Below are 26,781 nucleotides of genomic sequence, written 5' to 3' on the forward strand. Positions count from 1 at the left end.
TTGGTGGCGGCACCCATCGCCGCGCGGGAAGGCCGCGCTGCGTATCCCTCACGCCAACGCGGTCAGCGCAGGTCGTCTAGCCTCGCGTCCGTCATTCAGTGCAACCCTCTTTTCAGGACATGGCCATGAAACGCATCGGCGTGCTCGTCTTCCCCGGTTTCCAGATCCTCGACCTCGCGGCGATCGCGGCGTTCGAGCTTGCCAACATCCATGCCGGCAAGGCGGTCTACAAGGTCGAGCTGCTATCGGAAGAGGGCGGCCTCGTGACCAGCTCGTCGGGCGTGGCCACCGACAGCAAGCGCTTCGGCACGGCGAAGTTCGACACGCTGGTGATGAGCGGCGCGCTCTTCGTCGCGCCCACGTCCGAGAAGATGCGCCGCTTTCTGCGTGCGGGGCTGCGCAATGCGCGCCGCGTGGCCAGCATCTGCACCGGCGCCTTCGGGCTGGCAGATGCAGGCCTGCTCGACGGACGCCGGGCGACCACGCACTGGTCCTTTGCGGGCGAACTGCAGAAGCGTCATCCCGCCATCAGGGTGCAGCCCGACCGCATCTTCATCAACGACGGGCCGGTGTGGACCTCGGCCGGCATGACGGCCGGCATCGATCTCGTGCTGGCACTGGTGGAGGACGACCTCGGCGTGGAGGCTGCCCGGTTCGCGGCGAGGAAGCTGGTCGTGTATCACCGCCGCGCGGGCGGGCAATCGCAGTACTCCGCGCTGCTCGAGCTGGAACCCAAGTCCGATCGCATTCAACAAGCGTTGGTACATGCGCGGGCCAACCTGCGCGAGACGCTTTCGGTGGAGGAACTGGCCGAGGTCGCGCACCTGAGCCCGCGCCAGTTCAGCCGCGCCTTCAAGGCCGAGACCGGGCAGTCGCCCGCGCATGCGGTCGAGAACCTGCGCGTGGAGGCGGCGCGCGCGCTGATCGACGAGGGCAGCCTTGCGCTCGGCGTGGTCGCGCGCGAAACGGGCTTCGGCGACCCCGAGCGCATGCGCCGCGCCTTCCTGCGCACGCTGGGGCAACCGCCGCAGAGCGTGCGCCGAGTGGCCCGGAAAGAGGCCGCCACGGCCTGAAGCGCCGGATGTCCTGAAAGGTGGCTTATATGACATTTACGCCATAGCCTTGCAGGAGGAGACTTCCCCTCATGGCCACAACCCCGTGGCGATCAAAGGAAACTCCATGACTGCAACTTCAAATCCCGGCAAGGGCACAGCCCTCATCACCGGCGCCTCGTCGGGCATCGGCGCCGTGTACGCGGACCGCCTCGCGCGGCGCGGCTTCGACCTCATCCTGGTGGCGCGCAACCGCGAGCGCCTCGCCGCACTGGCCGCGAAGCTCGCGGACGAGACCGGGCGCAAGGTCGAGGTCCTTTCGGCCGACCTGTCCGACCGGAAGGACATCGCGTCCGTGGAAGCCGTGCTGCGCACTCGCGGCGACATCACCGTGCTGGTGAACAACGCCGGCTTCGGCGCCGCCGCACCGCTGCTCGGCTCGGACATCGACAGGATGGAGGAAATGATCGAGCTCAACGTGAGCGCGCTCACGCGGCTCACCTATGCGGCCGTGCCCGGTTTCGTCGAGCGCGGCGCCGGCACGCTGGTGAACATCGCCTCCATCGTGGCGATCTCGCCCGAGACGCTCAACGGCGTGTACGGTGGCACCAAGGCCTTCGTGCTGGCGCTGAGCCAGTCGCTGCAGCACGAGCTGAAGGACAAGGGCGTGCGCGTGCAGGCGGTGCTGCCCGGTGCGACGGCCACCGAGTTCTGGGGCGTCGCGGGCGTGCCGATCGAGCACCTGCCCAGCGAGATCGTGATGACCGCGCAAGACATGGTCGACGCGGCCCTCGCAGGGCTCGACCAGGGCGAGCAGGTCACGATTCCCGCGCTGCCCGACCTTGCCGAGTGGGATGCCTTCGATGCGGCGCGGCGTGCGATGTCGGGGCGGTTGTCCAGCACCGTGCCCGCGGTGCGCTACCGCGCCGCCTAGACGGCTCGGGGCATAAAATCCCCACCCCGCAGCAGGGCGTCCCGGCCTGCTGCGGGGTTTTGCTTTTCCGGGGCCATGTAGAGGAACACCATGTACAAAAACCTCGCGGGCCGCGCCGTTCTGGCGCTGGCCGCCGCGTGCTTTTTATCTCCCGCCTTCTCGCAAACGCAGCCGCCGAAAGTGCCGCTGAAGATCGGCTTCGTCTACGTCACGCCCGTCACCGATGCCGGCTGGGTGCGCCAGCATGAAGAGGGCCGCAAGGCCGTCGATGCGGCGCTGGGCGACAAGGTCAAGACCACCTATGTCGAGAACGTGGCCGAGGGTGCCGACGCCGAGCGCGTGATCCGCGACCTCGCGCAGCAGGGCAATACGCTCATCTTCACGCCGAGCTTCGGCTACATGGAGCCGACGCTGAAGGTGGCGAAGGACTTCCCCGAGGTGAAGTTCGAATCGATCACCGGCTACAAGACCGCGCCCAACGTGGCGACCGCCAATGCGCGCTACTACGAGGGCCGTTATCTCGCGGGCATCGCGGCCGGCCGCATGACGAAGACCAATATTGCGGGCTACGTTGCGGGCTTTCCGATTCCCGAGGTGCTGCAGGGCATCAACGCCTTCACGCTCGGCATGCGTTCGGTGAACCCGGCCGCGAAGGTGCACGTGGTGTGGCTCAACGAGTGGTTCGATCCGCCGAAGGAGCGCGACGCAGCCATGGCGCTGTTCAATCAGAACGCCGACGTGATCGCCTTTCACACAGGCTCCACCGCCGTGATGGCTGCGGCGCAGGAGCGCGGCAGGATGGCCATTGCCTACCATTCCGACATGCGCAAGATTGCGCCCGACGCGCAGATCGTCGCGGTCACGCACCAGTGGGGCGGCTACTACACGCAGCGCGCGAAGGCCGTGCTCGACGGCAGCTGGAAAAGCGGCAACCTCTGGGGCGGTGTGAAGGAAGGAATGATCCGCGTCGGCGACTTCGGCACGAAGGTGCCCAAGGCCGTGCAGGACGAGGTGCTGGCGCGGCAGAAGGACATTGCGGCGGGCAAGCTGCAGCCGTTTCGCGCAACTGCCGGTGACGTGCGTGACAACGAAGGTCACGTCGTGATCGCCAAGGGCGCGCAACTCAGCGACGAGCAGATACTGAAGATGAACTGGCTGGTCGAGGGCGTGCAGGGGCGGGTGGCGCGCTAGCTCTATTGACCTGCGCGCGCAGCACGAGGCAACAGAGCCTTGATGCGCTGGCGAAGCAGCGCGGGCGTCACGGTCGGAGTCATTTGCAGCACGGCCATGCAACGGTCCATTCGACCCGGTCGTGCAAGCAGCGCCTCGGCGGCCTTGGTGAGATCGGTGTCGATGCTGTTGCCGTAGGCGCGGCTGGCTTTGCTCGTTGCTCGACGCAACAGTGCCGCCCCGGGTTTCATCATGGCCAGGTCGATGATGTCGCGGCTGAAGACGCTGTCGTCGGCCCAACGGTCCGAGTTTGCGAGCAACTTGCTCGTTGCCATGTCGAGCGGCGTAAGGGTCGCGATGTCGCCGACTCGGTCCTCTGCTCCCGGCAATTCAAGTTCGATGCGCGCTTCGAGAACGATTTCAAACTTGATCTCGGTGTTGTCTACGCGAACCGACGATCGAATGCCGTATTGATCGGCGCGAAGTTCAGCCGATTGCTGAATCTCGGAGCCTTGGCGTGCGAGTGCGCCGAGGCCTTGATTCCTCGTCAGCAGTTGGCGCAGTTGGCGATAGCCATCGATGTCGGATACGAGGAAGTCGATGTCCACGGACTCGCGGTACTCGCCGTAGCGAAGCGCGATAGCCGTGCCTCCGCCGAAGAAGCAATGGCTTTGGGCGAGCAGGTTTGCGTCGAGTGAGGCCAGCACCTGAGCGACGCGTTGATGGTGTGGCCGTTCAAACATGCAATGGCTTCCTGCCAAGGGTGCGCGCCAGGTCTTCCAACAAGTCGCGCTCTTTGGCGTCCAGTGCGGATGTGTCGACATGGCGCCAGTTGCGCTCGTAGGTTCCCCATGCTTCTTCGGGCGTGAGTTCGGTGGTCGGGGCCAATTGCCAGGCAAGTCGGCGCAACTGGGGGTAATCGGCAATTCGAATGCCCCCTGGGAGCGGCGCAAGGGCTGGCGGCTCAGTGGACATCACCACATCGACGTCGAGACCCAATGCTCCCAGCGCATTCATATAGGCGCCCATCGTGACCGAAGGTTCTCCGCGCTCGATCCTGTGCAGCGTCATGCGAGACACGCCCGCTGCCTCTGCGGCGGTGGTGGCGCTGACCTTCAACGCCTTGCGGCGTGCATGAATGCGGCCGCCGAGCGTTGCGAGGCGCCGGTCTGCTGTGGCTGTGGTGGGCGGGGAAGTGGAGGGCATTGTGTCTCCCATGTTAGACAAATTTGAAAATTTGTCCAGAATGAGTGACATCAAGCGCTATCTTTCAGCCCAGCCGCTCGACCACAAAGTCTACAAAGGTCCGCAGCTTCGCACTCGGCCGCGCTTCCGGCAGCCGCATGATGTGCACCTGTCGCGTGGGCAGTTCCCACTCGGGCAACAGCTGCACCACCTGGCCCGATGCGAGTGCAGGTCCGAGCAGCGCATCGGCCTGCACGATCACACCCACGCCGGCCATGGCTGCGGCCAGCAGTGCCTGGCCGTTGTTGGTGGTGAGCGGGCCGCGCACCGGCACGTGCACCGTCTCGCCCTTGCGCGTGAAGCGCCACGAATGGTTCGGCCCCCCCCCCCAGGTCGCGAAGCCGAGCAGCGGAAAGGCCTCCAGGTCGGATGGGTGCTTCGGCTGACCGTGGCGCGCGACCCATGCGGAGCTGGCCACGGCATACATGCGCGCCAGCGCGAGCGGTCTTGCAATGAGCCGCTCGTCGACCGCGGCGCCCGAGCGGATGCCGCAGTCGAAGCCCTCCTCCGCGAGATCGACCACGCGGTCGTTGAGGCTCAAGTCGACCTTCACCTGCGGGTGGGCGGCGATGTAGTCGCCGATCACCGGCGTGAGCCGGTGCGCGCCGTAGGCCACGGGCGCGGTGACGCGCAGCACGCCCTGGGGCATGGCGCGCAGCGACTCGGCCACGCCGTCGGCGGTGTGCACGCTGGCCAGCACGTCGCGGCAGCGCTCGAGGTAGGCGGCGCCGATCTCGGTGAGCGAGTGGCGGCGCGTGGTGCGCTCCAGCAGGCGGGCGCCAAGCTGCTCTTCGAGCGCGCGGATGTGCTTGCCGACCATCACGGCCGACAGGTCGAGCGCCTCGGCGGCGGCCGCGAAGCTGCCCGCATCCACCGTGGCGACGAAGACTTCCATGGCGCGGAGCTTGTCCATATTGAGAATCCAGAGTTTCGAATGACCGAACCAGGTGGCAATTTATCAAATCAATGGTTCGTAAAACAATCGCTGCTTGTTGATTCACTTTTGGCGAGGTTCTCCATGAAGGTTCTTGTTGTGGGCGCGACGGGCGCAATTGGCAGTGCGGTGGCTCAGACGCTGGCTGAGCGCGGTCACGAGGTGATTCGCGCAGGCCGCACGCGCGGCGACTACCAGGTCGACATCACGAGCGATGCGAGCGTCGAGGCGCTGTATGCGGCGGTGGGACGCGTCGATGCCATCGTGTCGGCGGCGGGCGGGCTGTTCTTCGGGCCGCTGAATGAAATGCGGCCGGCCGACTTCAACGTCGGCCTGCAGGACAAGCTGCTCGGCCAGGTGCGGCTCGCGTTGCTGGGTCAGCATTTGCTGACCGATGGCGGCTCGATCACGCTGACCACGGGCATCGTGGCGGACGAGCCGATCCGCCAGGGCGCGAATGCCACGGCCGTCAATGCGGCGGTCGAGGGCTTCGTGCGCGGCGCGGCGATCGAGTTGCCGCGCGGCATCCGCATCAACGTGGTGAGCCCGACGGTGCTGACCGAGTCGCTGCCGCTGTACGGGTCGTTCTTTCCCGGATTCGAGTCGGTGTCGGCGGCGAAGGCTGCGCAGGCCTATGTTCGCAGCGTCGAAGGGCCGCAGACGGGGCGCGTGTATCGCGTGTGGCAATGAGAGTGCGTGCGCTGCTTGGGGGCGTGTCGCTCGCGTTCGTGGCGGCGATGGCTTCGGCTGCGCCGGCCTGGGTGCACGCCTTGCCGGACGACTGGTATCCGGAAAGCGTCGCCATCGGCCCGGACGGTTCGTTCTATGTCGGCAGCTGGCGCGAGGGCGCGGTCGCGCGCCTGAAGCCGGGTGTCGCGCCGAAGGCCGAGGTGCTCGTGAAGCCAGGCGCCAATGGTCTGGCGAACGGGCAGGGCGTGCTGGTCGATGCGAAGCGTCGGGCGCTGTGGGTCTGCTCGGGCAGCAGCGGCTTCACCACCGTGCCGCAGACGCCGAGCGCACTCAAGCGCTACGACCTGGCCACGGGCGCGCCGCGCGCGAGCTATGCAATGCCCGACGGCGGCTACTGCAACGACCTCGCGCAGGACGCACGCGGCAATCTCTACGTGACCGACTCCTACCACCCGCGCGTGCTGAAGCTCGCACCGGGCGCTGCTGCGCTCACGGTGTGGAAGGAAGACCCGGCGCTGGCCGGACCGGGCCCCTACAAGGGCCTGAACGGCATCGCCATCGATGGTGGGCGCGATGTCTATGTGAGCCTCGTGGCGGCGGCTCCTTACGTGCTGCGCATCGGTTTGGGCGCTGAAGGCAACGCCGGCGAGGTCACGCGCATCGAGGCGCCGCGCGTGCTGAAGAACGTCGACGCAATCCGCGCCTGGAAGCCCGGCCGGCTCGTGCTGTTCGAGAGCAATGCCTTCGGCGAAGGCCCCTACGGTGGCCAGATCACAGTGGCGCGTGTCGACGGCACGAAGCTCGGCCTGCAGACGGTAGTGACAGGGCTCAACGACCCCTCGTCGGGCGCGGTGCGGGGCGACCGCGTCTACTTCATCGAATCGAAGTACGCGCTGCTGACCAAGCGCAAGGAGGGCGACGGGCCGGTGCCGACCGGCGTGCCCTTCGACATCCAGTCGCGTGCGCTGCCGCCGCGGTGAGTGCGTTCCGCATATAGCACTCATATGCGCATGGAAATTGCGGTGCGGTGGGGCTGGATTACCCTCCGCACCCACGATGAAAAAAGCCTACCGCGCCTCCCTCCTGCGATTCGACGCCGCCGGCCAGCCCGTTTTCGATGAAGACGGCCTGCTGGTCGTGGCCCCCGACAGCACCGGCCGCCAGCGCGTGCTCGATGCCGGCAGCCACGCCGCCGTCGCGCCGCGCCACCCCGGCGCCCACGTGACCCATCTGCCGGGGCGCATCCTCGCGCCGGGCTTCGTGGATATGCACATCCACTATCCGCAGACCGACATCATCGGTTCGCCCGCGCCCGGCTTGCTGCCCTGGCTCGAGAACTACACCTTCCCTGCCGAAAGCAAATTCGCAGACCCCGCGCATTCGAACGAAGTGGCCGACGTGTTCTTCGGTGAACTGCTGCGCAACGGCGTGACCACCTCGCTGACCTTCGCGACTTCGCATGTGGCCTCGGTCGATGCCTTCTTCGAAGGCGCGCAGCGCCGCGGCCTGCGCATGATGACCGGCAAGGTGCTGCAGGACCGCAATTCGCCCGACGGCGTGCGCGACGAAACCGAGCAGAGCCTGATCGACTCCGAAGCGCTGATCCGCAAGTGGCACAACGTCGACCGGCTGGGCTATGCCATCACGCCGCGCTTTGCACCCGCGAGCACCGATGCCCAGATGCGCGGCGCGAGCGAGCTTGCCGCGAAATACGCCGACACCTGGATCCAGTCGCACGTGGCGGAGAACCGCGACGAAGTGAGCTGGGTGCGCGAGCTGTACCCCAAGGCGCGCTCGTATCTCGACGTGTACGCCGGCTTCGGCCTGATGCGCGAGCGCGCCGTGTACGCCCACTGCATCTACCTCGACGACGCCGACCGCGCCCTGCTGCGCGAGACGAAGACGGCCGCGGCCGTGAGCCCCACGAGCAACCTGTTCCTCGGCAGCGGCTTCTTCGACTTCGGCGCGGCCGACCGCGTGGGCTATCCGTACGGCCTGGCCAGCGACGTGGGCGGCGGCACCAGCTTCAGCCCCTTCCACACCATGATGGCCGCCTACTACGTCGGCCGTGAAGGCCAGACCAAGACTGGCCTGAGCATCGCGCCTTCGGAGCTCTGGTGGCGCCACACCGGCGGCGCGGCGCGCGCGCTGGGCCTCGACGGCGTGGTGGGCAACCTGCAGCCGGGCTGCGAGGCCGACTTCCTGGTGCTCAACCCGGCGGCCACGCCGCTGCTGGCGCGCAAGACAAAACTGGCGAGCACGCTGGAAGAAATGCTCTTCGCGATGATCGTGCTGGGCGACGACCGGCTGGTCGAGCGCACGGTGATTTCGCAGGCGCCGTAGCACCCGGGGCGGCGGGGAGGGCAGTGGCGCATGCCACAATTCGCGCCATCTCCCCCCGCAGCAGCAGTAGCGACCGCATATGAGCATCAAGAGCGACAAATGGATCCGGCGCATGGCCGAAAACGAAGGAATGATCGAGCCCTTCGAGCCCGGTCAGGTGCGCGAGAGCGACGGCCACAAGATCATCAGCTACGGCACCTCCAGCTATGGCTACGACATCCGGTGCGCGCCTGAATTCAAGGTTTTCACCAACATCCACAGCACCGTGGTCGACCCGAAGAATTTCGACGAGAAGAGCTTCGTCGACATGCACGGCGACTACTGCATCATTCCGCCCAACAGCTTCGCGCTGGCGCGCACCGTCGAATATTTCCGCATCCCGCGCAACGTGCTCACCATCTGCCTCGGCAAGAGCACCTATGCGCGCTGCGGCATCATCGTCAACGTCACGCCCTTCGAGCCCGAGTGGGAAGGCTACGTGACACTCGAATTCAGCAACACCACGCCTCTGCCCGCCAAGATCTACGCGGGCGAAGGCTGTGCGCAGGTGCTGTTCTTCGAGAGCGACGAGGTCTGCGAGACCAGCTACAAGGACCGCGGCGGCAAGTACCAGGGCCAACGCGGCGTCACCCTGCCAAAAACCTGACGAAACACCAGGCCGTCTGCTGACGGCCGGTTACCCCGGAGGGCGCCGGGGCAAGTACCATCCTGCGACCGCCGGCAAATCCTCCTGCAATGGCCGGCAAGGAGACTGCGATGAGATGGGAAGGCAACGAACAATCGGACAACGTCGAAGACCGCCGCGGTGAAGGTGGTGGCGGGGGCGGCGGCTTTATCGGCGGTCGCGGCATCGGCATCGGCACTATCGCGGTCGCGCTGATCGCGGGCTGGGTCTTCGGCATCAACCCGCTCACGGTACTGAGCCTGCTCAGCGGTGGCGGCGGTCCGGCCCCGGTGCAGCAACAGCAACAGGGGCCCGCACCCAAGCCACCGTCCGGCGACCGCGAGGCGGCTTTCGTCTCCACTGTGCTCAAGAACACCGAAGTGGTCTGGACGGGCATCTTCAAGCAGAACGGCGGCACGTACCACGCACCCCGGCTCGTGCTGTTCCGCAATGCCACGCCCACGGCCTGCGGCACGGGGCAATCGGCCATGGGCCCGTTCTACTGTCCTGGCGACCAGAAGGTCTACATCGATCTCGGCTTCTACGACACGCTGAAGAACCAGCTCGGCGCGCCGGGCGAGTTTGCGCAGGCGTACGTCATCGCGCATGAGGTCGGCCATCACGTGCAGGACGAACTCGGCATCACCGCCAAGGTCGACGGCATGCGCAGCCGCCTGAGCCAGACACAGAACAACGCGATGAGCGTGCGCGTCGAACTGCAGGCCGACTGCTTCGCGGGTGTGTGGGCACACCATTCGCAAGAGTCGAAGAAGTGGCTCGACCCGGGCGACATCGAGGCCGCCATGAACGCCGCGCAGAAGATCGGTGACGACGCCCTGCAGCGTTCCGCAGGCCGTGCAGTGGTGCCCGACAGCTTCACCCACGGCTCGAGCGCGCAGCGCCAACGGTGGTTCGGCGCGGGTTATCAAAGCGGCGATATCAAGTCCTGCGACACCTTCAATGCGCGTAGCCTCTGAGCTGCACCGTCTTGAAGGGCCTGCCAGTGCTGAATTGGTTGCTATCTAATAAATAGCAATTCCGCTGGCGCGGGCGTTGTCATGCCGCCGTCACTGCCGTTTTTTGCGGCAATGCGACAATAGCGGGCTCAATGACAAGCTCCTTCTCCAATCTATCGCTGGCGGAACCGCTGGCGCGCGCCGTAGCCGAAATGGGCTACGAGACCATGACACCGATCCAGGAGCAGGCCATTCCGGTCGTGCTCGCGGGCCAGGATGTGATGGGCGCCGCCCAGACCGGCACCGGCAAGACGGCGGCGTTTTCGCTCCCGCTGCTGCAGCGCATGCTCAAGCATGAAAACGCCTCGACCTCGCCCGCGCGGCATCCGGTCCGGGCTCTTGTGCTGCTGCCCACGCGTGAACTGGCCGACCAGGTCGCGCAGCAGGTCAAGCTGTACGCCAAGTACACCAACCTGCGCAGCACGGTGGTGTTCGGCGGCATCGACATGAAGCCGCAGACGCTGGAACTGAAGAAGGGCGTCGAAGTGCTGGTCGCCACGCCGGGCCGGCTGCTCGATCACATCGAAGCCAAGAACGCGGTGCTCAACCAGGTCGAATACGTCGTGCTCGACGAAGCCGACCGCATGCTCGACATCGGCTTCCTGCCCGACCTGCAGCGCATCCTGAGCTACCTGCCCAAGCAGCGCACCACGTTGCTGTTCTCGGCCACGTTCTCGCCCGAAATCAAGCGACTGGCCGGCAGCTACCTGCAGAACCCCGTCACCATCGAAGTGGCGCGGCCGAACGAAACGGCCTCCACCGTCGAGCAGCATTTCTACAGCGTGGCCGACGACGACAAGCGCCGCGCGCTCAAGCAGATCGTGCAGCAGCGCGGCATCACGCAGGCTTTCGTGTTCGTCAACAGCAAGCTCGGCTGCGCGCGCCTCGCACGCTCGCTGGAGCGCGATGGCCTGCGTACCACCGCACTGCATGGCGACAAGAGCCAGGACGAACGCCTGAAGGCGCTCGCCTCGTTCAAGGCCGGCGAAGTTGACCTGCTCGTGTGCACCGACGTCGCGGCCCGTGGTCTCGACATCAAGGACGTGCCGGCGGTCTTCAATTTCGACATTCCGTTCAACGCCGAAGACTACGTGCACCGCATCGGCCGCACGGGCCGCGCCGGCGCCTCGGGCCTGGCCGTGAGCTTTGCCAGCGGCGGCAACGATGCGCGCCTGGTGGCCGACATCGAGAAGCTGATCAAGAAGAAGATCGAGCTCGAACCCGTCGAGTTCGAAGAAGACCGCCCGCGTGGCCGCATCAATGACGGACGTCGCCACTGGCGCGAAGAAGGCGAAGCCGGCGACGCACGCGATGTGCTCGACCAGCCGCGCGAACGCCGCGAGGCCGAAGCCCGCCGCGGCGGTGGACGTCCGCACCGCGCACCGTCGGCACCGCGCGATCCGTTCTTCGACAAGCCTTACGAAGCCGGCGAGCCCGATGCCACACCGGCATGGGAAGCTGCCGCCAAGGCTGCTACGCCCGCACGCGGCATCTCCAGCAACATCAAGACCAAGCGCAAGGTCGCCGCTCTGTTCAAGAGCGCCGAGCCGAGCTGATCCAGGCGTGTAGAGGCGGCATCAGCCGCCTCGGTTCAGCGCCAGCCGCGGTGCCATCCGTATTGCGGGTGGTGCCAGCCCCAGCCGTAGCGCGGGTGGTAGGCCCACACGAAGCCGACACCGGGCGACACGTAGGTCGGTGCCACATAGGCCACACCCGGAGGTGCTGAGTACACGGGGGCTGCCGGTGCGACCACGCAGCCGGTCAGGACTGCTGCCAGCGCGGCGGCGGACAAGGCAAGAACAGGGAATCTCATGGCAAAGCTCCTGGGGCGAGTTGTTGTCGGTATGAACAACCAACGTCCCGTGGCATCGCCGGATGACGGCCTTTACCCAGCCTACACAGTGTCACCACCGTGTTGTCATCCTTTCAAAACGCTTGCATCTAGATCACGTTGAAATGATGCGTGCCGTCGCGCCCTAGCTGCGCCACCAGGCCGTACTCCCAATCGAGATAAGCCTGCATCGCTTCGGCCGGCGCATCGGTGCCTTCGTAGGGCCGGCGATAGCGATCAGTGCGCGCGGTTGCAAGGCGCGTCTCGCCAGTCTCCGCGTCGAGGCCTGCGGCGAACCATGCCGCGTTGCCGCCGGTCAGCACCAGCACCTCGATATCGCCCTTGCCGCGCGCATCGAGCAGCGCGCGCAGGTCGGCCGCGGCATATCGGGCGAGCAGGCTGCTGCCGCAGGTCAGCACGTAGCGCTGCGCCGGTGGAATGACCGCATCGAGGGCCTGCGCCAGTTGCGCGCGAATCGCATACCAGGCGCCGGGAATGTGGCGCTTCACGTAGTTCGCGCTCGTCGTCACGTCGATCACTGCGGTGCCGGGTTGCTTCAGCAACGCCGCCAGTTCCTTCGGCGCGAGCTCGCCCACAACGGCCGCAACCGGCGGGTATGAGCTCGGCGGTGCCGAGGTCTCGATGAAGTCCGCAGCCGTTGGCACGACCTCCGGCACGTAGACCTCCCACCCCATCTGCGCAAGCCACGACGCGCTCATCGAAGCCCGCACGCCATCGTCGTCCGCCAGCACGATGCGCGCGCCGCGCACGGGCACCTGGTGATCGGTTTCCTGCACAAATTGCCCGCCAGGCGCACTGGCAAAGCCGGGCAGGTGGCCCGCCGCATATTCCTCGGGCGTGCGCACGTCGAAGCGGTACACGGTCCGTCCCGGCGCTTCGAGCGTCTGCAGTGCGTCGAGCGCGATGCGGCGCACGCCAGCCAGATCGGCCACGCGTTTTGCATCGGCCTGCGCCTGTGCGCGATGCGTTTGCGACACCACGGCAGGCGCCTGCCGGTCGGCACCATGGTCCAGCACCTGCCCCGCAAGCTTCCAACCGATCGTGCCGTTGCGCAGCGCAGCCACCGGGTTCGGAATGCCCGCGTTCACCAGCGACTGCGTACCGATGATGCTGCGTGTGCGTCCTGCGCAATTGACGATCACCTGCGTCGAAGGATCAGGCGCCAGCTCGCGCACGCGCAGCACCAGCTCCGCGCCCGGCACGCTGGTGGCCGAGGGAATGCTCATCGTCTGGTACTCGTCGAAGCGGCGCGCATCGAGCACCACCACGTTGGCCTTCGCATCGACCAGCGCCTTCACCTCGGGCGCGGACAGTGAAGGTGTGTGCCGCTCGTGCTCGACCAGTTCGCCGAAGGACTTGCTCGGCACGTTCACGTCACGGAACAACTCGCCGCCCGCGCGCCGCCAGCCTTCGAGGCCGCCTTCGAGCAGATGCAAGTTCGTGTAGCCCAGCGCAGCCAATGTCTTCGCGGCCAGCGGCGCAAGGTCGACACCGCCGTGCTCGCCGTACAGCACGATCAGCGTGTCGCGCCGCGGAATGCGCCGCCACGCTTCGATCTCGATGCGCGACAGCGGCAGGTTCGCAGCCCACAGCGGATGCTCCTGTGCGAACGGATCTTCCTCGCGCACGTCGAGCAGGGCGGTTTCGTCGCGGGCGATGAGCCGCTCGCGCACGGCGGCGAATGAAAGAACGGGAAAGGAGGCAGTCGTCATACGGTGTTCGAGGATGCGAGTTCAGCGGAGCGGTCCCACAGGTTGGGCAGCAGCGCGTTGGAGTATCCGGAGACAAAGGGCTTGCGGCCGCCCTCCGTCGGGTAAGTATGCCGCCGCACGGCGCCGATGTTCGCGCCGTACACGTGGATGCTGATCGACACGCGATCCGCATGCGCGTTGTGCACGCGGTGCAGGTCGCCGATGGTGGGCGACACGGCTTCCACGTCGCCAGCGTCGAGCCGCACCGCCTCGCCCTGCGACTGCGCATTGCCCTGCGCATCGAGCGCATAGCCCTGGCTGTACTCCGCGCCGCGCAGCATGCCGATCAACCCCCACACCGTGTGGTCGTGCACCGGCGTGGCCTGTCCCGGCCCCCACACGAAGCTCACGACCGAAAAGCGCTCGGTGCTGTCCGCGTGCAGCAGAAATTGCCGATAGCGCACAGGGTCGGGCTGGGCAAAGGCCTCGGGCAGCCAGTCGTCGCGCGCAACCAGCGTGCGCAGCAACGCGCCGCCTTCAGAAAGAATGCGGGGCTCGTCAGGCGCGCTGTCGAGCAGCCGGCCGAAGGCGCCGACGAATTCGCGCAGGGGCGCCAAGGTGGCGATCACGCCGGGCGCTTCCAGACGCTGGTGTCGGTAATCGCGCGCACATCCACCCGCACCGGCAGGATGCCGTCGCGCGCCGAGCGGTCGGCTACGGCCTGCAGCGCGACGATGTCGGCTTCGCTCACCGGCCGGCCTGCCACCGAAGCCCGCGCGGTGATGATGCGCGACGACTCGATCGGCAGCCGCGTGAGCTGGCTGTAGGCCTGTGCGTAGGCTTCGGGGTTGGCCAGCGCCCAGTCGCCCGCGCGGCCCAGCCGGTCGAGAAACTGCACGATGGCCGCGCGCCTGGCCGGGTCCGCCAGCGAATGCTCGCTCGCGGTGATGAAGCCCAGGGCAGTGTTGATTCCGCGCCCGTCGCGCAGGATGCGTCCACCCTGCTGCAGCGCAATCGTGTAGTACGGATCGAAGATGGCCCAAGCGTCGATCTGCTTCGAGGCGAAGGCGGCGGCTGCGTCTGTCGGCAGCACGAACTTCACCGTTACCTCTTCGCGCCGCACGCCGGCTTCTTCGAGTGCGCCGTACAGCTGGTACTGCGAGATGCTGCCGCGCGCTGACGACACGATCACCGTCTTGCCGCGCAGGTCCGCAACGCTGCGCAGCGGCGAATCGGGCTGCACGACGATGCCCAGCGAGTCGGCCTTGCCGACGCGCGTGGCGACGATCTTCAGCGGCGTCTTGCCCACGGCCGCGGCCAGCACGGGCAGGTCGCCGGCCATGGCTGTGTCGACTGCCGCGCTGCGCTGCGCCTCGAACAACGGTGCCGCCCCCTGGAAGTTGGCCCAGCGGTAAGCGAACGGCGCGCCTTCGAGCGTGCGCGAGGCCTCGAAGAGCGAGCGCAGGCCACCGGCCTGGTCGCCAAGCACCAACGTCGTCTGTTGCGGCTGCGCCCACACGCGCAGCGAGCCAGCGGCGGCCAGCGAGAGCGCGGTGCCTTGCTTCAGCCAGCTGCGGCGGGAAGCCCTGGAAAACAGCAGGTCGGTCATGCAGCGGCTCCCGTCGAGAGCAAAGCGCGCCTGCCCGCGGCCACCAGGATCGCATCGTTTTGCGGCGTGTGGATGCGGCTGCACAGCACGTCGCGGTAGTGCCGCTCCAGCGGGTTCTGCCGCGTGAGGCCGTGGTTGCCGCTGAGCTGCAGCGCCAGCTCGACCGCGCGGATTGCGTTGCCTGTCACCGTGTACTTGAGCAGGCCGCTGTCGGCGGAGGGTTGTGTATGACCGCGATCGACGGCGGCGGTTGCGTCGTCGAGCAGCACCCGGTTGGTTCGCAGCAGCGCCTCGATCTCGCCCACATGCTCCTGCACGCGCGGCAAGCTCGCCAGCGGCGCGCCCAGGCTGCCGGGGGCGCGCTGGTTCAGGAAGCCGACCAGCCAGTCGCGTGCGGCCGTGGCCACGGCGTCGTAGAGGCCGCCGAGCAGCACCGTCATCCACGCCTGCTGCGTGGCATGGGCGTCGATATCGGTCTGGCTGCCTGCATCGGGCGCCCAGTCGGCCGGCGCGCGAAGGTCCACCGCGTGGTCGAGATCGATGGCGACGTCTTCGAACACCACCTCGTGGCTGCCCGAGGCGCGCAGGCCCAGATGGTCCCAGCTCGCGATCACGCGCACGCCGGGCGCGTTGCGCGGCACCAGGAACACGCCGGTGCGCGGGGCGGCTTCATCACCCTCATCGGTACGAGCCCACACGGCGAGCCAGCTCAGGCCCTCGATGCCGGTGGTGTAGAGCTTGTGGCCGTCGATCTTCCAGCCGTTGCCGTCGCGCCGCGCGACCGTGCCGGGCAGGCCGCCACGGGCCGGCGAGCCGAGCGCGGGCTCCACGCGCAGCGCGTTGATCAGCGCGCCGTTTGCGACTGCGTCCCGCGCCACGCGTTCGCGCAGATGCGGTGGCCAGCGGCTGTCGATGCGCGTCAGTGCGTGGTGTTGCAGATAGGTCATCGTGAGAATCAGCGCCGTGGCCGGCTCGCCCCGCGCCACGGCCGAGATCACGCGCCGTGCCGTCGCCAGCGTGGCACCGCCGCCGCCGTGCTCGGCGGGCGCGACCAGCCCGATGAGTCCATGCGCCTGCAGTGCCTCAAAGTTCTCGCGCGGAAAAGCGCCGCTGCGGTCGTGGTCGGCCGCGGTGGCTGCGAACTGGGCCGACAGGCGCGCCAGCACGGAGGCATCGACGGTGGAAGGCGGGGAGGGGTGTTCAGGCGTGGCCGGCGTGCGGCGCAAGGGGAGTGCACTCATGGTTCCCGCACGGTACCGGGCCGCCCGGCGCGGGAAAACGACGCATCCCGCATATGCAAACTCGTTTTTCTGCGTTCGCTTCCGTGGAGCGTCTGGTTACGGTTCGGTGCATGAAACCAGACTTTCCTTTGGACAGGCGTCGCCTGTTGCAAGCCGCCGCGGCGTTGGCCGCGACCGGCACAGCAGGCTGGACGCAGGCGGCCACGCCCTCGCGCGACCTGTCCGGCGTCACGCTGCGCGTGGGCACCTACAAGGGCCTCTGGCGCCCGCTGCTCGCCGCCTCTGGCCAGGCGAACACACCCTACAAGATCGACTGGCGCGAGCTCAACAACGGCGTGCTGCACATCGAGGCCATCAACGGCGATGCACTCGACCTGGGTTCGGGCAGCGAGATTCCGCCGGTGTTCGCGGCGCGACAGAAGTCCAGCGTGAAGCTGGTGGCCGTCACGCATGAAGACCTGAACAACCAGGCCACGCTGGCGCGCAAGGACGCACCGATCCGCACCATCGCCGACTTCAAGGGTAAGCGCGTGGGCTACGTGCGCGCCACCACCTCGCACTACTACCTGGCCAAGCAGCTGGCCGAAGCGGGCCTGTCGTTCAGCGACATCCAGGCCGTGAGCCTCACCCCGTCGGACGGCCTCTCGGCCTTCGCGCGCGGCGACCTCGATGCCTGGGCCATCTACGGCTACAACGGCCAGCTGGCGCGCACGCAGTACGGCGCCCGCGTCATCAAGACCGGCGTGGGGTATCTCTCGGGCAACTTTCCGATCTACGCCAACCCGCGCGCGCTCGACGACGCGTTGCGCCGCGCCGCGCTGAGCGACCTGCTGCAGCGCCTGCAACGCTCGTTCGCGTGGATCAACGGCAACTTTTTGGCCTATGCCCGCGCGCAGTCAGCCGAAACGCGCGTGCCCGTCGGCGACATCGTCGAGCTCTTCAACGGCCGCAGCGGCGACTACAGCCTTGGCCCCGTCAGCGATGCCGTGGTGCGCAGCCACCAGGACGTGGCCGACACCTTCCTGAAGATCGGCGTGCTCGACGGTCCGGCCGACGTCAAGCCGCTGTGGGACCGCAGCTTCGAGAACGCGCTGCGCCTGCCCGCTGCCTGACATCCACCTCCCATTCATATTCAAACAAGGACAACACCATGAGCCAGCAACACCAAGACGGCGTCGAATTCATCGGCATGATCCAGGGCCAGAAGGTCTCGGAGATCCACGCGGCCAAGGGGCCCTCGCTCGACCGCGACTACGTGCGCGCCTTCGCGCAGGCCCACGAAACGGCCGGCTTCGACCGCGTGCTGGTGCCGCACCACTCGACCAGCCCCGACGCCACGCTCACGGTGGCCTACGCGGCCTCGGTGACGCAGCGCATCCACTTCATGCTCGCGCACCGCCCCGGCTTCGTGGCGCCCACGCTGGCGGCGCGGCAGTTCGCCTCGCTCGACCAGTTCAGCGGAGGCCGGCTGGGTGTGCACTACATCTCGGGCGGCTCCGACGAAGAGCAGCGCCGCGACGGCGACTGGCTCGACCACGACCAGCGCTACGCCCGCACCGACGAATATCTCGAAGTGCTGCACAAGGTGTGGACGGCCGAGAAGCCCTTCGACCACGAAGGCGCGCACTACCGCTTCCAGAACGCGTTCTCCGAAGTGAAGCCGCTGCAGACGCGCAACGGCAAGCCGCACGTGCCGGTGTATTTCGGCGGCGCTTCCGAGGCTGCGATTCCGGTCGCCGGCAAGTACGCCGACGTGTACGCGCTGTGGGGCGAATCGCTCGACCAGGCGCGCGAGCTGACCACGCGCGTGCGCGCTGAAGCGGCCAGGCACGGGCGCAGCGTGCGCTTCTCGGTGTCGTTCCGTCCGATCCTGGCGGAGACCGAAGAAGCCGCATGGGCGCGCGCCGAGAACATCCTGGCGGAGACCAAGCGCCTGCGCGTGGTGCAGGGCTACAACCGCGGCGGTCCGCAGCAGAGCGAAGGCGCCAAGCGCCTGCTGGCCGCGGCTGAGAAAGGCTCGCGGCTCGACAAGCGGCTGTGGACCGCGGTCGCGCAGGAGATCGGCGGTCGCTCGAACAGCACCGCGCTGGTCGGCACGCCCGAGCAGGTGGCCGATGCGCTGCTCGACTACTACGACCTGGGCGTGACGACCTTCCTGATCCGTGGCTTCGACCCGCTGGAAGACGCGCTGGACTACGGGCGCGAGCTGATTCCGCGTACGCGCGAACTGGTGGCGCAGCGCGCGCAGGCACAACGCAAGGCGGCCTGAGTCATGAGCGCTGTTCTCTCCATCGACCGCAACGCCCCTCAGCCGCTGAAGCTCAACCCGAACCCGCAGCAGAAGTACTGGTTCGACCCCATCCCGCCGCGCACCACCGTGCAGGCCGAGCGCCGCCATCGGCAGGAGCGCCTGGCCGGCGCCTTCCGCCTGTTCGCGCGCTTCGGCTTCGCGCAGGGCCTGGCCGGCCACATCACGGCGCGCGACCCTGAGCTGAGCGACCACTTCTGGGTCAACCCGCTGGGCATTCATTTCTCGCGCATCAAGGTATCCGACCTGTTGCTCGTCAACTCGAAGGGCGAGACCGTCATTGGCGACAGGCCGCTCAACAAGGCCGCCTTCGCCATTCACGCTGCCATCCACGAGCACAACCCGAAGATCATTGCCGCCGCCCACACACACTCGACCTACGGCAAGGCCTGGTCAACGCTGGGTCGCAAGCTCGACACCATCACGCAGGACAGCTGCGTGTTCCACGAAGACGTGGCGCTGTTCGACGACTTCACCGGCATGGTGGTCGACACCAGCGAGGGCGACCGCATCGCTCACGCGCTGGGTGACAAGAAGGGCGCCATCCTCAAGAACCACGGCATCCTGACCGCAGGCCCCACGGTGGAGGCTGCCGCGTGGTGGTACATCGCGCTCGACAACGCCTGCCACACGCAGCTGCTGGCCGAAGCCGCCGGCAAGCCGCAGCCCATCGACGAGGCCACTGCGCGCCACACGCACAGCCAGATCGGCGGGCCCGAAGGCGCCATTCATTCCTTCGACAGCCTCTATGAAGGCCTGGTCGAAGCCGAGCCCGAACTGCTGCTGTAACGCGACGACGATGACCCCAACTCTTTCCCGCCGCAGCGTGCTGCGCGCCGGCGGTGCAGCCGCCGTGGTCGCCTCGAGCGGCTTGATCGCCTCGCAGGCCTTCTCGCAGCAGGCGCGCAAGCTCACCTTCGCCTGGAACGCAGCGGCCTTCTGCCTCTCGCCCGTGGTGGTGGCGCAGGAGCGCGGCTACTTCGAGCGCAACGGCCTGCAGGTCGACCTCATCAACTACACCGGCTCCACCGACCAGTTGCTGGAGTCGCTGGCCACCGCCAAGGCCGATGCGGCCGTGGGCATGATCCACCGCTGGCTCAAGCCGCTCGAATCGGGCTTCGACGTGAAGATCGTCGGCAGCTCGCACGGCGGCTGCGTGCGGCTGGTGGGCGCGAAGAGCGCGGGCGTAACCAACCTCGCGAGCCTCAAGGGCAAGACCATCGGCGTGTCCGACATCGCGAGTCCGGGCAAGAACTTCTTCTCGATCCTGCTCACGAAGAACGGCATCGATGCCGACAAGGACGTCACCTGGCGCCAGTACCCGGCCGACCTGCTCGACATCGCGGTGAAGAAGGGTGAGATCCAGGCCATTGCCGACGGCGACCCCAACGTCTACCTGATCGAGAAGCGCAACCAGGGCGCCTACATCGAGGTGGCGAGCAACCTCTCGGGCGAATACAAGGACAAGGTCTGCTGCATCGTCGGTGCACGTGGCGAGCTCGTGCGCAAGGACAAGGCCACCGTTGCCTCTCTGGTGCGCGCCATCGCGCAAGCCTCCGATTACGTGGCCGAGAACCCGAACGAGTCGGCCAAGCTCTTCGCCAAGTATTCGCCCAACGTCGCGGTGGAAGACCTGCGCGCCTTGCTCGGCACGCTCACGCACAACCACCATCCGCTGGGCCGCAACCTGCGCGACGAGGTCGAGTTCTATGCGCGCGATTTCCGAGGCGTGGGCGTGCTCAAGAAGAGCACGGACCCGGTGCGCTTCGCCGAGCATGTTTCTTTCGATCCGCTGGCATGAAGCCCGGCATCAGCAAATCCATGACCCACAGTTCACGTCGCCAGTTTCTCGTTCAAGGCACCACCGCAGCCGCCGCCATCGCATTGCCCGGCTGGGCCTCCGCGCAGGGTCGCCCGGTGCTCAAGGCCGGCGACCAGAAGGGGGGCCTGCGCGCGCTGCTCGAAGCAGCGGGCGGACTCGAAGGCCTGGGCTACGACATCCAGTGGTCGGAGTTCCCGGCCGCTGCGCCGTTGGCCGAGGCTCTCAATGCCGCTGCGGTCGATTCCGGCCCCATCGGTGATGCGCCGCTGATCTTCGCGCTGGCCGCGGGCACGCGCGTGAAAGCCATCGGCGCGAACCGCTCCGACTCCTACGGCACGGCAGTGCTCGTGCGGCCCGATTCACCGCTGAAGACCGCTGCCGACCTCAAGGGGAAAAGCGTCGCGACCAATCGCGGCTCCATCGGCCACTACATCACGCTCAAGGCCATCACTGCGGCCGGCCTCAAGCCCGAGGACGTGAACCTGCGCTTCCTCGCGCCGGCGGATGCCAAGCTCGCGCTCACGCAGGGCTCGGTCGATGCCTGGGCCACGTGGGAGCCCTACACCGCACTGGCTGAGGTCAGCCACCATGCGCGCGTGCTGGTCAGTGGGCGAGGGCTGCTGCCGGGCCTGAGCTACCTCGCGGCGACCGACAGCGCCATCGCGGCCAAGCGGCCGGTGCTGCAAGACTTCCTGCAGCGCGTGGTGAAGGCCCAGATCTGGTCATACCGCAACGTCGACGCCTACTCGGCTGCGCTGGCTCGCATCATCGGCATTCCGCCCGAAGCCGCGAAGCTGCAGTTCGAACGCCGCCAGCAGAAGTGGGTGCCCATCGACGCGCAGGTCATCGCCGATCAGCAGGGCACCGCAGACTTCTACCGGCAGGTCGGACTCATCAAGCAGCCGCTTGATGTGAAGGGTACTTTCGACACGGGCTTCGGGGTAGCGGCTGGCTAGTGATGCCCGGCTGCAGATGCGCCGGCTTTCACCGAATGCTCTGCCGCGGAGGCCGTAACGGCCGCGGTGCCCGTTTCGAGCGAGCACCATGCTGCCGAAGGTTTGCCCGCCTCCAGCGAACACCATGCTGCTGCGGGTTTGCCTGCCTCGAGCGAACACCACGCTGCTGAAGCCTTGCCCGTCTCGAGCGAACACCATGCTGCCGAAGGGTTGCCGGCCTCCGCCGAACACCACGCTGCTGCAGGCTTGCCCGCCTCAAGCGAGCACCATGCGGCCACATCCTTGGCCGCCGCATGTCGGGGCGCTGGCGCAGGCTCGCCGAATTCCTCGACGGTCAGGCGCTGCATCTCCAGGAAGGCTGCTTGCAGCGCCTGGGCATCTTCCTCGCCGCGCAGGCCGAGGTACGGAAAGTGGTGCAGGAAGTAGCCGAAAGTGGTTTCGCAATCGGCTGCGTACTTTCTCGTGTCGAGGATGTGCATGTGCCAGAAGCGGTCGACGTCCTGCTCTGGAGCGAGCGTCAGGTCGGGGTGCTTGGCGTGCAGTATCAGGTAGCGCTTGTAGGCCACCTCCATCTGATCCGCGTAGGCTGCCGACCAGCCGTAGCCGTCCTCCTTGCGGCAGGCCTTGAACTTGATCGGTGTGAGGTCGAGCGCATTGATCGCGGTGATCGTCTGCTCCAGTGTCTTGCCTTGAGTGGAATGAACCATGAATGCTCCTGTTGAGTTGCTGGAAGGTCCGAGCGAACGTGCCCGGTGAAGATTGCTCCGAAGGTTCGGCCGTCAGACCACTACCGATGGGGCAAATTGGTTGCGCAGGTGATGCGCCATGAAATCGCGCGCCTCGTCGGCGGGTACGGGCTTGCACAGCCAATAGCCCTGGGCCTCGTCGCATCCGTGGCTGCGCAGGTAGTCGAGCTGGGCTGTGGTCTCGATGCCCTCGGCCACCACCTTCATCCGCAACCCGTGGGCCAGGGTGATGATTCCGTCGATGAGCGCTCGTGCGTCGGGGTCTTGCGAAAGGTCGTTGATGAAGGAGCGGTCGATCTTGACCGTCGACAGCGGGAAGTGCTTCAAGTAAGAGAGCGAGGAATAGCCCGTTCCGAAATCGTCGATGGCGAGCCTGACGCCCATGTCCCGAATCGTCCGGAGCAATTTCGCCGCATGCTCGGGGTTCGCCATCACCGCGCCTTCGGTGATTTCCAGCTCCAGCAGCGACGGCTCCAGGCCCGAGGTTTCCAGGACGGCCCGTATGTCGGCGATGAGCGTGCGGCTTTCGAATTGGCGCGGCGACAGATTGACGCTCACCAGCACCGCGGGCAAACCGTATTTCTGCCACGAACGCGAATCGGCGCAGGCCCTCTCCAGCGCCCACTTGCCCATGGACACGATCAAGCCGATCTCTTCGGCGATCGGAATGAACTGCATCGGCGGAATCATGCCCAGAACCGGATGGTGCCAGCGCATCAGCGCCTCGACGCCGACGATGCGCTGGGTCTGCAGATCCATCTTCGGCTGGTAATACATTTCCAGCTCGCCACGTTCCAGGGCATGGCGCAGCGCGCTTTCCAGCATCAGCTGCTCGGTACTCTGCGCATTCATCTTCGCTGCGTAGAACCGGTAGGTGTTGCGGCCTTTTTCCTTGGCGCGGTACATCGCCGTGTCGGCATTTTTCAGGAGCGCTTCGGCATCGGCGCCGTTCTCCGGATAGATGCTCACGCCGACGCTTGCGCTGACGTGCAGTTCGCGCCCCTCGATCACGAAAGGCTCGGCGCAGCAGGCCAGCACCTTTTCGGCGAGCACCTCGGCATCTTTCGGGCCGGACAGGTTCTCCAGCACCAGCACGAACTCATCGCCGCCAAAACGCGCCACGACATCGGTATCGCGCAGCAGCGCCGTGAAGCGCTCGCCGCAGATCTTGATCATTTCGTCGCCCACACCGTGGCCCAGCGTGTCGTTGATGTGCTTGAAGCGATCCAGGTCGACGAACATCACCGCGAACTGCCTCTGATGGCGGTTGCTGCGCCTGATGGCACGGGCAAGCTCGTGCTGCAGCGCGGCGCGATTGAGCAACCCGGTCAATTCGTCGTGGCTGGCAATGAAGCGAAGGCTCCGCTCGGCCCGCTTGCGTTGCTTGTACTGGGCGATCTGCAAGGCGATCACACGCAGCGACTCCAGCGTCTCTGCGTCGGCAACGTACGGATTGGAGCCAAAGAGTTCCAGTGCCGTGGTCGCATCGGCGGAGGCCATCGGCACGATGAGGCCGACGGTCAGCCCGGCCTGGTGGGCCATCGCATCACGCGTGAAATGGCTCGGAGCCGCCAGCGTGTCGATTCGCACAACGCCACCGATCCCCCAGGCGCGGCCCAGCGAACCTTCGCTGGGCCGATAGGTGAGCGACCGGCTGGCGCTGACGAATCGCTGCACCGCCGGGTCGTTGTCGGCATGCCAGGCCGCGGCACAGCGAGCCAGGCCGTCGTCGCCAACGCTCCACAACGCGCCGCAGTCCCAGCGCAGGTCGGTGCATACCGCCTCCAGCGCCAGCGCGATCACCGTCTCGGTCCTGCCGTCACCGGCAAGCAGCCGGGCGATCTTGTATTCGAGCTTCTGGCGCAACGCATCCTTGCGCGGCTGCGTGGCGTCGCGCACGGTGCCGCGCACCAATCTCTTGCCTTCATCTTCGGCCGATTGCGCGATGACGTGGAGCCAGCGTTCGGTGCCATCGGGCAGGCACAGACGATGCTCGAATTCGCTGCGTTCCGTGGACCGGGATGCCATTGCGATGCGCTGTTCGACCGCGAAACGCTCTGCGGGCGGAATGCGCAAGAGCAGCGTGGGCAGGTCCGGCGGCAAGGGGCCCGCCTCGAAGCCCAGGATGCGCCGGGCTTCTTCGGAGCATTGCAGGGCTCCGGTTTCAGGATCGAGGATCCAGCTGCCCAGGCTTGCCAGGTGCTGGGCCTCCTCCAGCTGCCGCTCGCTCCTGCGCAGGTGGCTGGTCATCCTGTTCGCCAGGACCTGGGCCCGGCTGCGTGCGGTGGTCAACGAAAAGACGATGCCGGCAAGCAGCATGCTGGTAGCCAGGCCGCCAAGGACGATGAGCCACGGGATGGTCTTGTCGAGCGGGCCGAAGACCTGGTTTTCGTCCTGGCCGACTTCCACCAGCCAGGAGTGCCCGCCCAACTCGAAGCCGAGCACGCGCTCGAGGCTGTGCGCCGGTGCGGCAGCGGGTTTCGCCAGGGACGCGCTGTCGAACAGCAATTGCCGCTCGCCGAATGGGGTTGGCGTTACAAACCTGGTCTCCACGCGCGTCCCGATCGCCCCCTTACCCGGCCCGGCATCGATCAGGCGCAACCGGAACGTCCTCGCGGCATCGGTACCGACCACGTCGCTCAGCATCCCTGCGATGCTGAAGCCCGCGCCAACCGAACCGATGTAGGCACTGCGCCGCTGCTCGAGCGTATCGAGCGGTTGCCTCGGGCGATAGACCGGCAGCCGCATCGCCAATCCAATGTCGGACTCGCGACCCGGGAGGCGGACCTTGCGGCCGGACATGACGAGCCCGCCGGTGTCGCGCCCCTGCTCGAGCGCGTTTCCTCTGTCGGGCATCGCGCCCAGGTCATTGCCGAGCAGCTTCTCGTTGCCGCCCTGCGGTTCGACGTAGATCAGCGGGTAGTACGTGTCCCGCCCACCGGGCGGCTTGATGGCGAAGCCGGAGGCAACGCCGGCGTCGAGGCCGGCATCACCGCGGACTCGTTCCTCGAAGGCCTGCTTGTCGTTGGCCGCGACGCGGGGCGCATAGTTGACAGCCTGGAAACCGGGGTAGGCGCTCGCCAGGTTCAGCCCCGCGACGTAGTCCCTGAAGTCGCTCCGCGTCACGGCATCGGAGGTGTTGAATCGCGCACGCAGGCCGATCAGGACGGCGATGTAGTCGTCGAAGCGGGCCTCGACCTTGCGAGCCAGATCGAAGGCGGCTGCGTCGAAGCGCGTCTGGGCACTACGCCCGATCTCTTGGTGGGCGGAGACACCGAGGGCGATCGACAGCGCCGTGCCGGCCACGAAAATTACCAGCGGCAAGCGAATCCTGACCCAGACGGACACTGACATCGGATTTGATCCTGTCGTTGGTACAGGCCGGTTAGCTCTGTGTGCAGTGGTGCGGCACGGCAGAGAACGCAGCAGGTTGCTTCGTTGCCGCAATATATATGGCTGGCGAGAGGGCGTCACGCAATTCGTTACAACAATAACAGCACATGCATGGGCGGCTCATTCCGAGTTTGAATGCTTAAGTTTCAACTCTGGCAAGGCGGAACCTGGCATTCGGATCAACCTGCCGATTCGGGGAACGGCGGTTGATCGCCCGGCGTAGCGACGGCGCTCCTGTGCACGCGCCCCGAAAAGAGACGTCAAAACGAAAACGTAGCCAAGTCCAAGACTCGCGTAGATGCGTCCCCCGGAAGCGGGGCACCGCTGGCTAGAGTTGTTACATGATTTCTGCCACCGACACCCTCTACGCCATCGCACCCGCGCCCGTTCACTCGCTGCCCATCCAGGGCGAACGCGCACGCTTCCCGGTCAACCGCATCTTCTGCGTTGGCCGCAACTATTCAGAACACGCCCGCGAGATGGGCCACAACCCCGATCGCGAGCCGCCGTTCTTCTTCATGAAGCCGGCCAGCGCCATCGTGGCCGACGGCGGCGAGTTCGCGTACCCGACGCTCTCGAACGATGTGCACCACGAGATCGAACTGGTGGTCGCGCTCAAGACCGGCGGATCGAACATCGCCGCCACCGATGCGCTCAGCCACGTGTACGGCTATGCCGTCGGCCTCGACATGACCCGCCGCGACCTGCAGGGCGAGGCCAAGAAGATGGGCCGCCCCTGGGACACCGGCAAGGCCTTCGACGGCTCGGCGCCCTGCGGCGAGCTGGTGCCCGTGACCAAGGCCGGCCATCCGGCGGCCGGCGAGATCCGCCTCGAAGTGAATGGCGCGCAACGCCAGGTCGGCGACCTCGCCGACATGATCTGGAACGTGCCCGACACCATCGCCTACCTGTCGACCCTGTTCATGCTGCAGCCTGGCGACCTGATCTTCACAGGCACACCGGCCGGCGTGGCGGCCGTGCAGCGCGGCGACCGCATGCGCGGCACGGTGGCGGGCGTGGGTGCGCTGGAAGTCGTGGTCGTCTGAGCCTGAGGACGGTCCGCGCATCGGACCTGCCGGGCCTGGCCGCCTCGCACGGCGGCAAGTTGGCGTACT

The 26,781-nt window shown here is 66.9% G+C and carries 25 protein-coding genes; 15 read left to right on the forward strand and 10 right to left on the reverse strand.

Translation table 11 applies throughout. The annotated features are described in order from the left end of the window. Positions 1 to 125 precede the first annotated feature (125 nt). The 3 genes from BLW48_RS31660 to BLW48_RS31670 all read left to right on the forward strand — a co-directional run bounded on the left by BLW48_RS31660 (position 126) and on the right by BLW48_RS31670 (position 3,177). Complete coding sequence (locus BLW48_RS31660) at positions 126 to 1,073, forward strand: GlxA family transcriptional regulator (RefSeq protein ID WP_093179576.1); 948 nt, start codon at positions 126 to 128, stop codon at positions 1,071 to 1,073. Between the two features lie 106 nt (positions 1,074 to 1,179). Beyond that, on the forward strand, positions 1,180 to 1,986 hold the full coding sequence (locus BLW48_RS31665; protein WP_093080861.1) for an SDR family NAD(P)-dependent oxidoreductase: 807 nt from the start codon (positions 1,180 to 1,182) through the stop codon (positions 1,984 to 1,986). 90 nt (positions 1,987 to 2,076) lie between these two features. Further along, on the forward strand, positions 2,077 to 3,177 hold the full coding sequence (locus BLW48_RS31670; RefSeq protein ID WP_093179577.1) for a BMP family ABC transporter substrate-binding protein: 1,101 nt from the start codon (positions 2,077 to 2,079) through the stop codon (positions 3,175 to 3,177). Between the two features lie 2 nt (positions 3,178 to 3,179). Here BLW48_RS31670 and BLW48_RS31675 read toward each other — a convergent pair whose 3' ends face one another. The 3 genes from BLW48_RS31675 to BLW48_RS31685 form a co-directional block, all read right to left on the reverse strand. Next, on the reverse strand, positions 3,180 to 3,899 hold the full coding sequence (locus tag BLW48_RS31675; protein ID WP_093179579.1) for a nucleotidyl transferase AbiEii/AbiGii toxin family protein: 720 nt from the start codon (positions 3,897 to 3,899) through the stop codon (positions 3,180 to 3,182). Then, entirely contained in the window at positions 3,892 to 4,362 is a 471-nt protein-coding gene (locus BLW48_RS31680) for a helix-turn-helix domain-containing protein (protein ID WP_093179661.1), read from the reverse strand. The genes BLW48_RS31675 and BLW48_RS31680 overlap by 8 nt, the downstream gene beginning before the upstream one ends. 64 nt (positions 4,363 to 4,426) lie before the next feature. Next, positions 4,427 to 5,314 (reverse strand): LysR family transcriptional regulator, encoded by an 888-nt coding sequence (locus BLW48_RS31685; protein ID WP_093179580.1) that lies wholly within the window; start codon positions 5,312 to 5,314, stop codon positions 4,427 to 4,429. Positions 5,315 to 5,419: 105 nt separating this feature from the next. On the opposite strand from BLW48_RS31685, the gene BLW48_RS31690 reads away from it, so the two are divergent. The 6 genes from BLW48_RS31690 (at position 5,420) to BLW48_RS31715 (ending at position 11,604) form a co-directional block, all read left to right on the forward strand. Continuing rightward, positions 5,420 to 6,025, forward strand: coding sequence for a short chain dehydrogenase (locus BLW48_RS31690; protein WP_093179582.1), 606 nt, complete (start codon positions 5,420 to 5,422; stop codon positions 6,023 to 6,025). Further along, the gene (locus BLW48_RS31695; RefSeq protein WP_256331037.1) at positions 6,022 to 7,005 is read left to right on the forward strand and encodes a hypothetical protein; all 984 of its coding nucleotides are present in this window, start codon (positions 6,022 to 6,024) and stop codon (positions 7,003 to 7,005) included. The genes BLW48_RS31690 and BLW48_RS31695 overlap by 4 nt, the downstream gene beginning before the upstream one ends. Positions 7,006 to 7,081: 76 nt before the next feature. After that, the gene (gene guaD / locus BLW48_RS31700; protein WP_093179583.1) at positions 7,082 to 8,368 is read left to right on the forward strand and encodes a guanine deaminase; all 1,287 of its coding nucleotides are present in this window, start codon (positions 7,082 to 7,084) and stop codon (positions 8,366 to 8,368) included. Positions 8,369 to 8,447: 79 nt separating this feature from the next. Beyond that, positions 8,448 to 9,014: a dCTP deaminase gene (gene dcd / locus BLW48_RS31705; protein ID WP_093179585.1), complete on the forward strand. Its 567-nt coding sequence runs from the start codon at positions 8,448 to 8,450 to the stop codon at positions 9,012 to 9,014. Between the two features lie 110 nt (positions 9,015 to 9,124). Further along, on the forward strand, positions 9,125 to 10,009 hold the full coding sequence (locus BLW48_RS31710; protein WP_093179586.1) for a KPN_02809 family neutral zinc metallopeptidase: 885 nt from the start codon (positions 9,125 to 9,127) through the stop codon (positions 10,007 to 10,009). A gap of 131 nt (positions 10,010 to 10,140) precedes the next feature. After that, positions 10,141 to 11,604, forward strand: a complete 1,464-nt coding sequence (locus BLW48_RS31715) for a DEAD/DEAH box helicase (protein WP_093080851.1) — start codon at positions 10,141 to 10,143, stop codon at positions 11,602 to 11,604. Positions 11,605 to 11,639: 35 nt separating this feature from the next. On the opposite strand, the gene BLW48_RS31720 is transcribed toward BLW48_RS31715, so the two are convergent. The 5 genes from BLW48_RS31720 to BLW48_RS31740 form a co-directional block, all read right to left on the reverse strand. After that, complete coding sequence (locus BLW48_RS31720) at positions 11,640 to 11,861, reverse strand: hypothetical protein (protein WP_093080849.1); 222 nt, start codon at positions 11,859 to 11,861, stop codon at positions 11,640 to 11,642. A 128-nt stretch (positions 11,862 to 11,989) separates the two neighbouring features. Then, positions 11,990 to 13,612 (reverse strand): rhodanese-related sulfurtransferase, encoded by a 1,623-nt coding sequence (locus BLW48_RS31725; protein WP_093179588.1) that lies wholly within the window; start codon positions 13,610 to 13,612, stop codon positions 11,990 to 11,992. Beyond that, positions 13,609 to 14,220, reverse strand: coding sequence for a cysteine dioxygenase family protein (locus BLW48_RS31730; protein ID WP_093179589.1), 612 nt, complete (start codon positions 14,218 to 14,220; stop codon positions 13,609 to 13,611). Before BLW48_RS31730 ends, BLW48_RS31725 begins: the two co-directional genes overlap by 4 nt. Beyond that, on the reverse strand, positions 14,217 to 15,200 hold the full coding sequence (locus tag BLW48_RS31735; RefSeq protein ID WP_093179591.1) for an ABC transporter substrate-binding protein: 984 nt from the start codon (positions 15,198 to 15,200) through the stop codon (positions 14,217 to 14,219). Before BLW48_RS31735 ends, BLW48_RS31730 begins: the two co-directional genes overlap by 4 nt. Further along, positions 15,197 to 16,441 (reverse strand): acyl-CoA dehydrogenase family protein, encoded by a 1,245-nt coding sequence (locus BLW48_RS31740; RefSeq protein WP_093179592.1) that lies wholly within the window; start codon positions 16,439 to 16,441, stop codon positions 15,197 to 15,199. The genes BLW48_RS31735 and BLW48_RS31740 overlap by 4 nt, the downstream gene beginning before the upstream one ends. 110 nt (positions 16,442 to 16,551) lie before the next feature. Here BLW48_RS31740 and BLW48_RS31745 point away from each other — a divergent pair, with 110 nt between their 5' ends. From BLW48_RS31745 to BLW48_RS31765, 5 genes are read left to right on the forward strand one after another with little or no spacing between them, the layout of a single operon-like run. Then, a complete protein-coding gene (locus BLW48_RS31745) occupies positions 16,552 to 17,553 on the forward strand; it encodes an ABC transporter substrate-binding protein (RefSeq protein ID WP_093058502.1) in 1,002 nt (333 codons plus the stop codon). Positions 17,554 to 17,591: 38 nt separating this feature from the next. Continuing rightward, a complete protein-coding gene (locus BLW48_RS31750) occupies positions 17,592 to 18,710 on the forward strand; it encodes an LLM class flavin-dependent oxidoreductase (RefSeq protein ID WP_093179594.1) in 1,119 nt (372 codons plus the stop codon). A gap of 3 nt (positions 18,711 to 18,713) precedes the next feature. Continuing rightward, positions 18,714 to 19,538, forward strand: a complete 825-nt coding sequence (locus tag BLW48_RS31755; RefSeq protein ID WP_093179595.1) for a class II aldolase/adducin family protein — start codon at positions 18,714 to 18,716, stop codon at positions 19,536 to 19,538. A 10-nt stretch (positions 19,539 to 19,548) separates the two neighbouring features. Further along, entirely contained in the window at positions 19,549 to 20,550 is a 1,002-nt protein-coding gene (locus BLW48_RS31760; protein WP_093179597.1) for an ABC transporter substrate-binding protein, read from the forward strand. 20 nt (positions 20,551 to 20,570) lie between these two features. After that, entirely contained in the window at positions 20,571 to 21,527 is a 957-nt protein-coding gene (locus BLW48_RS31765; protein WP_177142479.1) for an ABC transporter substrate-binding protein, read from the forward strand. Here the strand turns inward: BLW48_RS31765 and BLW48_RS31770 are convergent. Together BLW48_RS31770 and BLW48_RS31775 are read right to left on the reverse strand one after the other, a co-directional pair. After that, positions 21,524 to 22,234, reverse strand: a complete 711-nt coding sequence (locus BLW48_RS31770; protein ID WP_256216958.1) for a glycine-rich domain-containing protein — start codon at positions 22,232 to 22,234, stop codon at positions 21,524 to 21,526. The two genes, BLW48_RS31765 and BLW48_RS31770, sit on opposite strands and share 4 nt — an antisense overlap. A 72-nt stretch (positions 22,235 to 22,306) precedes the next feature. Next, positions 22,307 to 25,627 carry a bifunctional diguanylate cyclase/phosphodiesterase gene (locus BLW48_RS31775; RefSeq protein ID WP_093179598.1) on the reverse strand — a complete coding sequence of 1,107 codons (3,321 nt, stop codon included), beginning with the start codon at positions 25,625 to 25,627 and terminating at the stop codon, positions 22,307 to 22,309. 380 nt (positions 25,628 to 26,007) lie between these two features. Here BLW48_RS31775 and BLW48_RS31780 point away from each other — a divergent pair, with 380 nt between their 5' ends. Further along, the gene (locus BLW48_RS31780; RefSeq protein WP_093179599.1) at positions 26,008 to 26,712 is read left to right on the forward strand and encodes a fumarylacetoacetate hydrolase family protein; all 705 of its coding nucleotides are present in this window, start codon (positions 26,008 to 26,010) and stop codon (positions 26,710 to 26,712) included. Positions 26,713 to 26,781: the final 69 nt, after the last annotated feature.

The sequence above is a fragment of the Variovorax sp. YR266 genome, assembly GCF_900107295.1.
In the GTDB taxonomy this organism is placed as follows: Bacteria; Pseudomonadota; Gammaproteobacteria; order Burkholderiales; family Burkholderiaceae_C; genus Variovorax.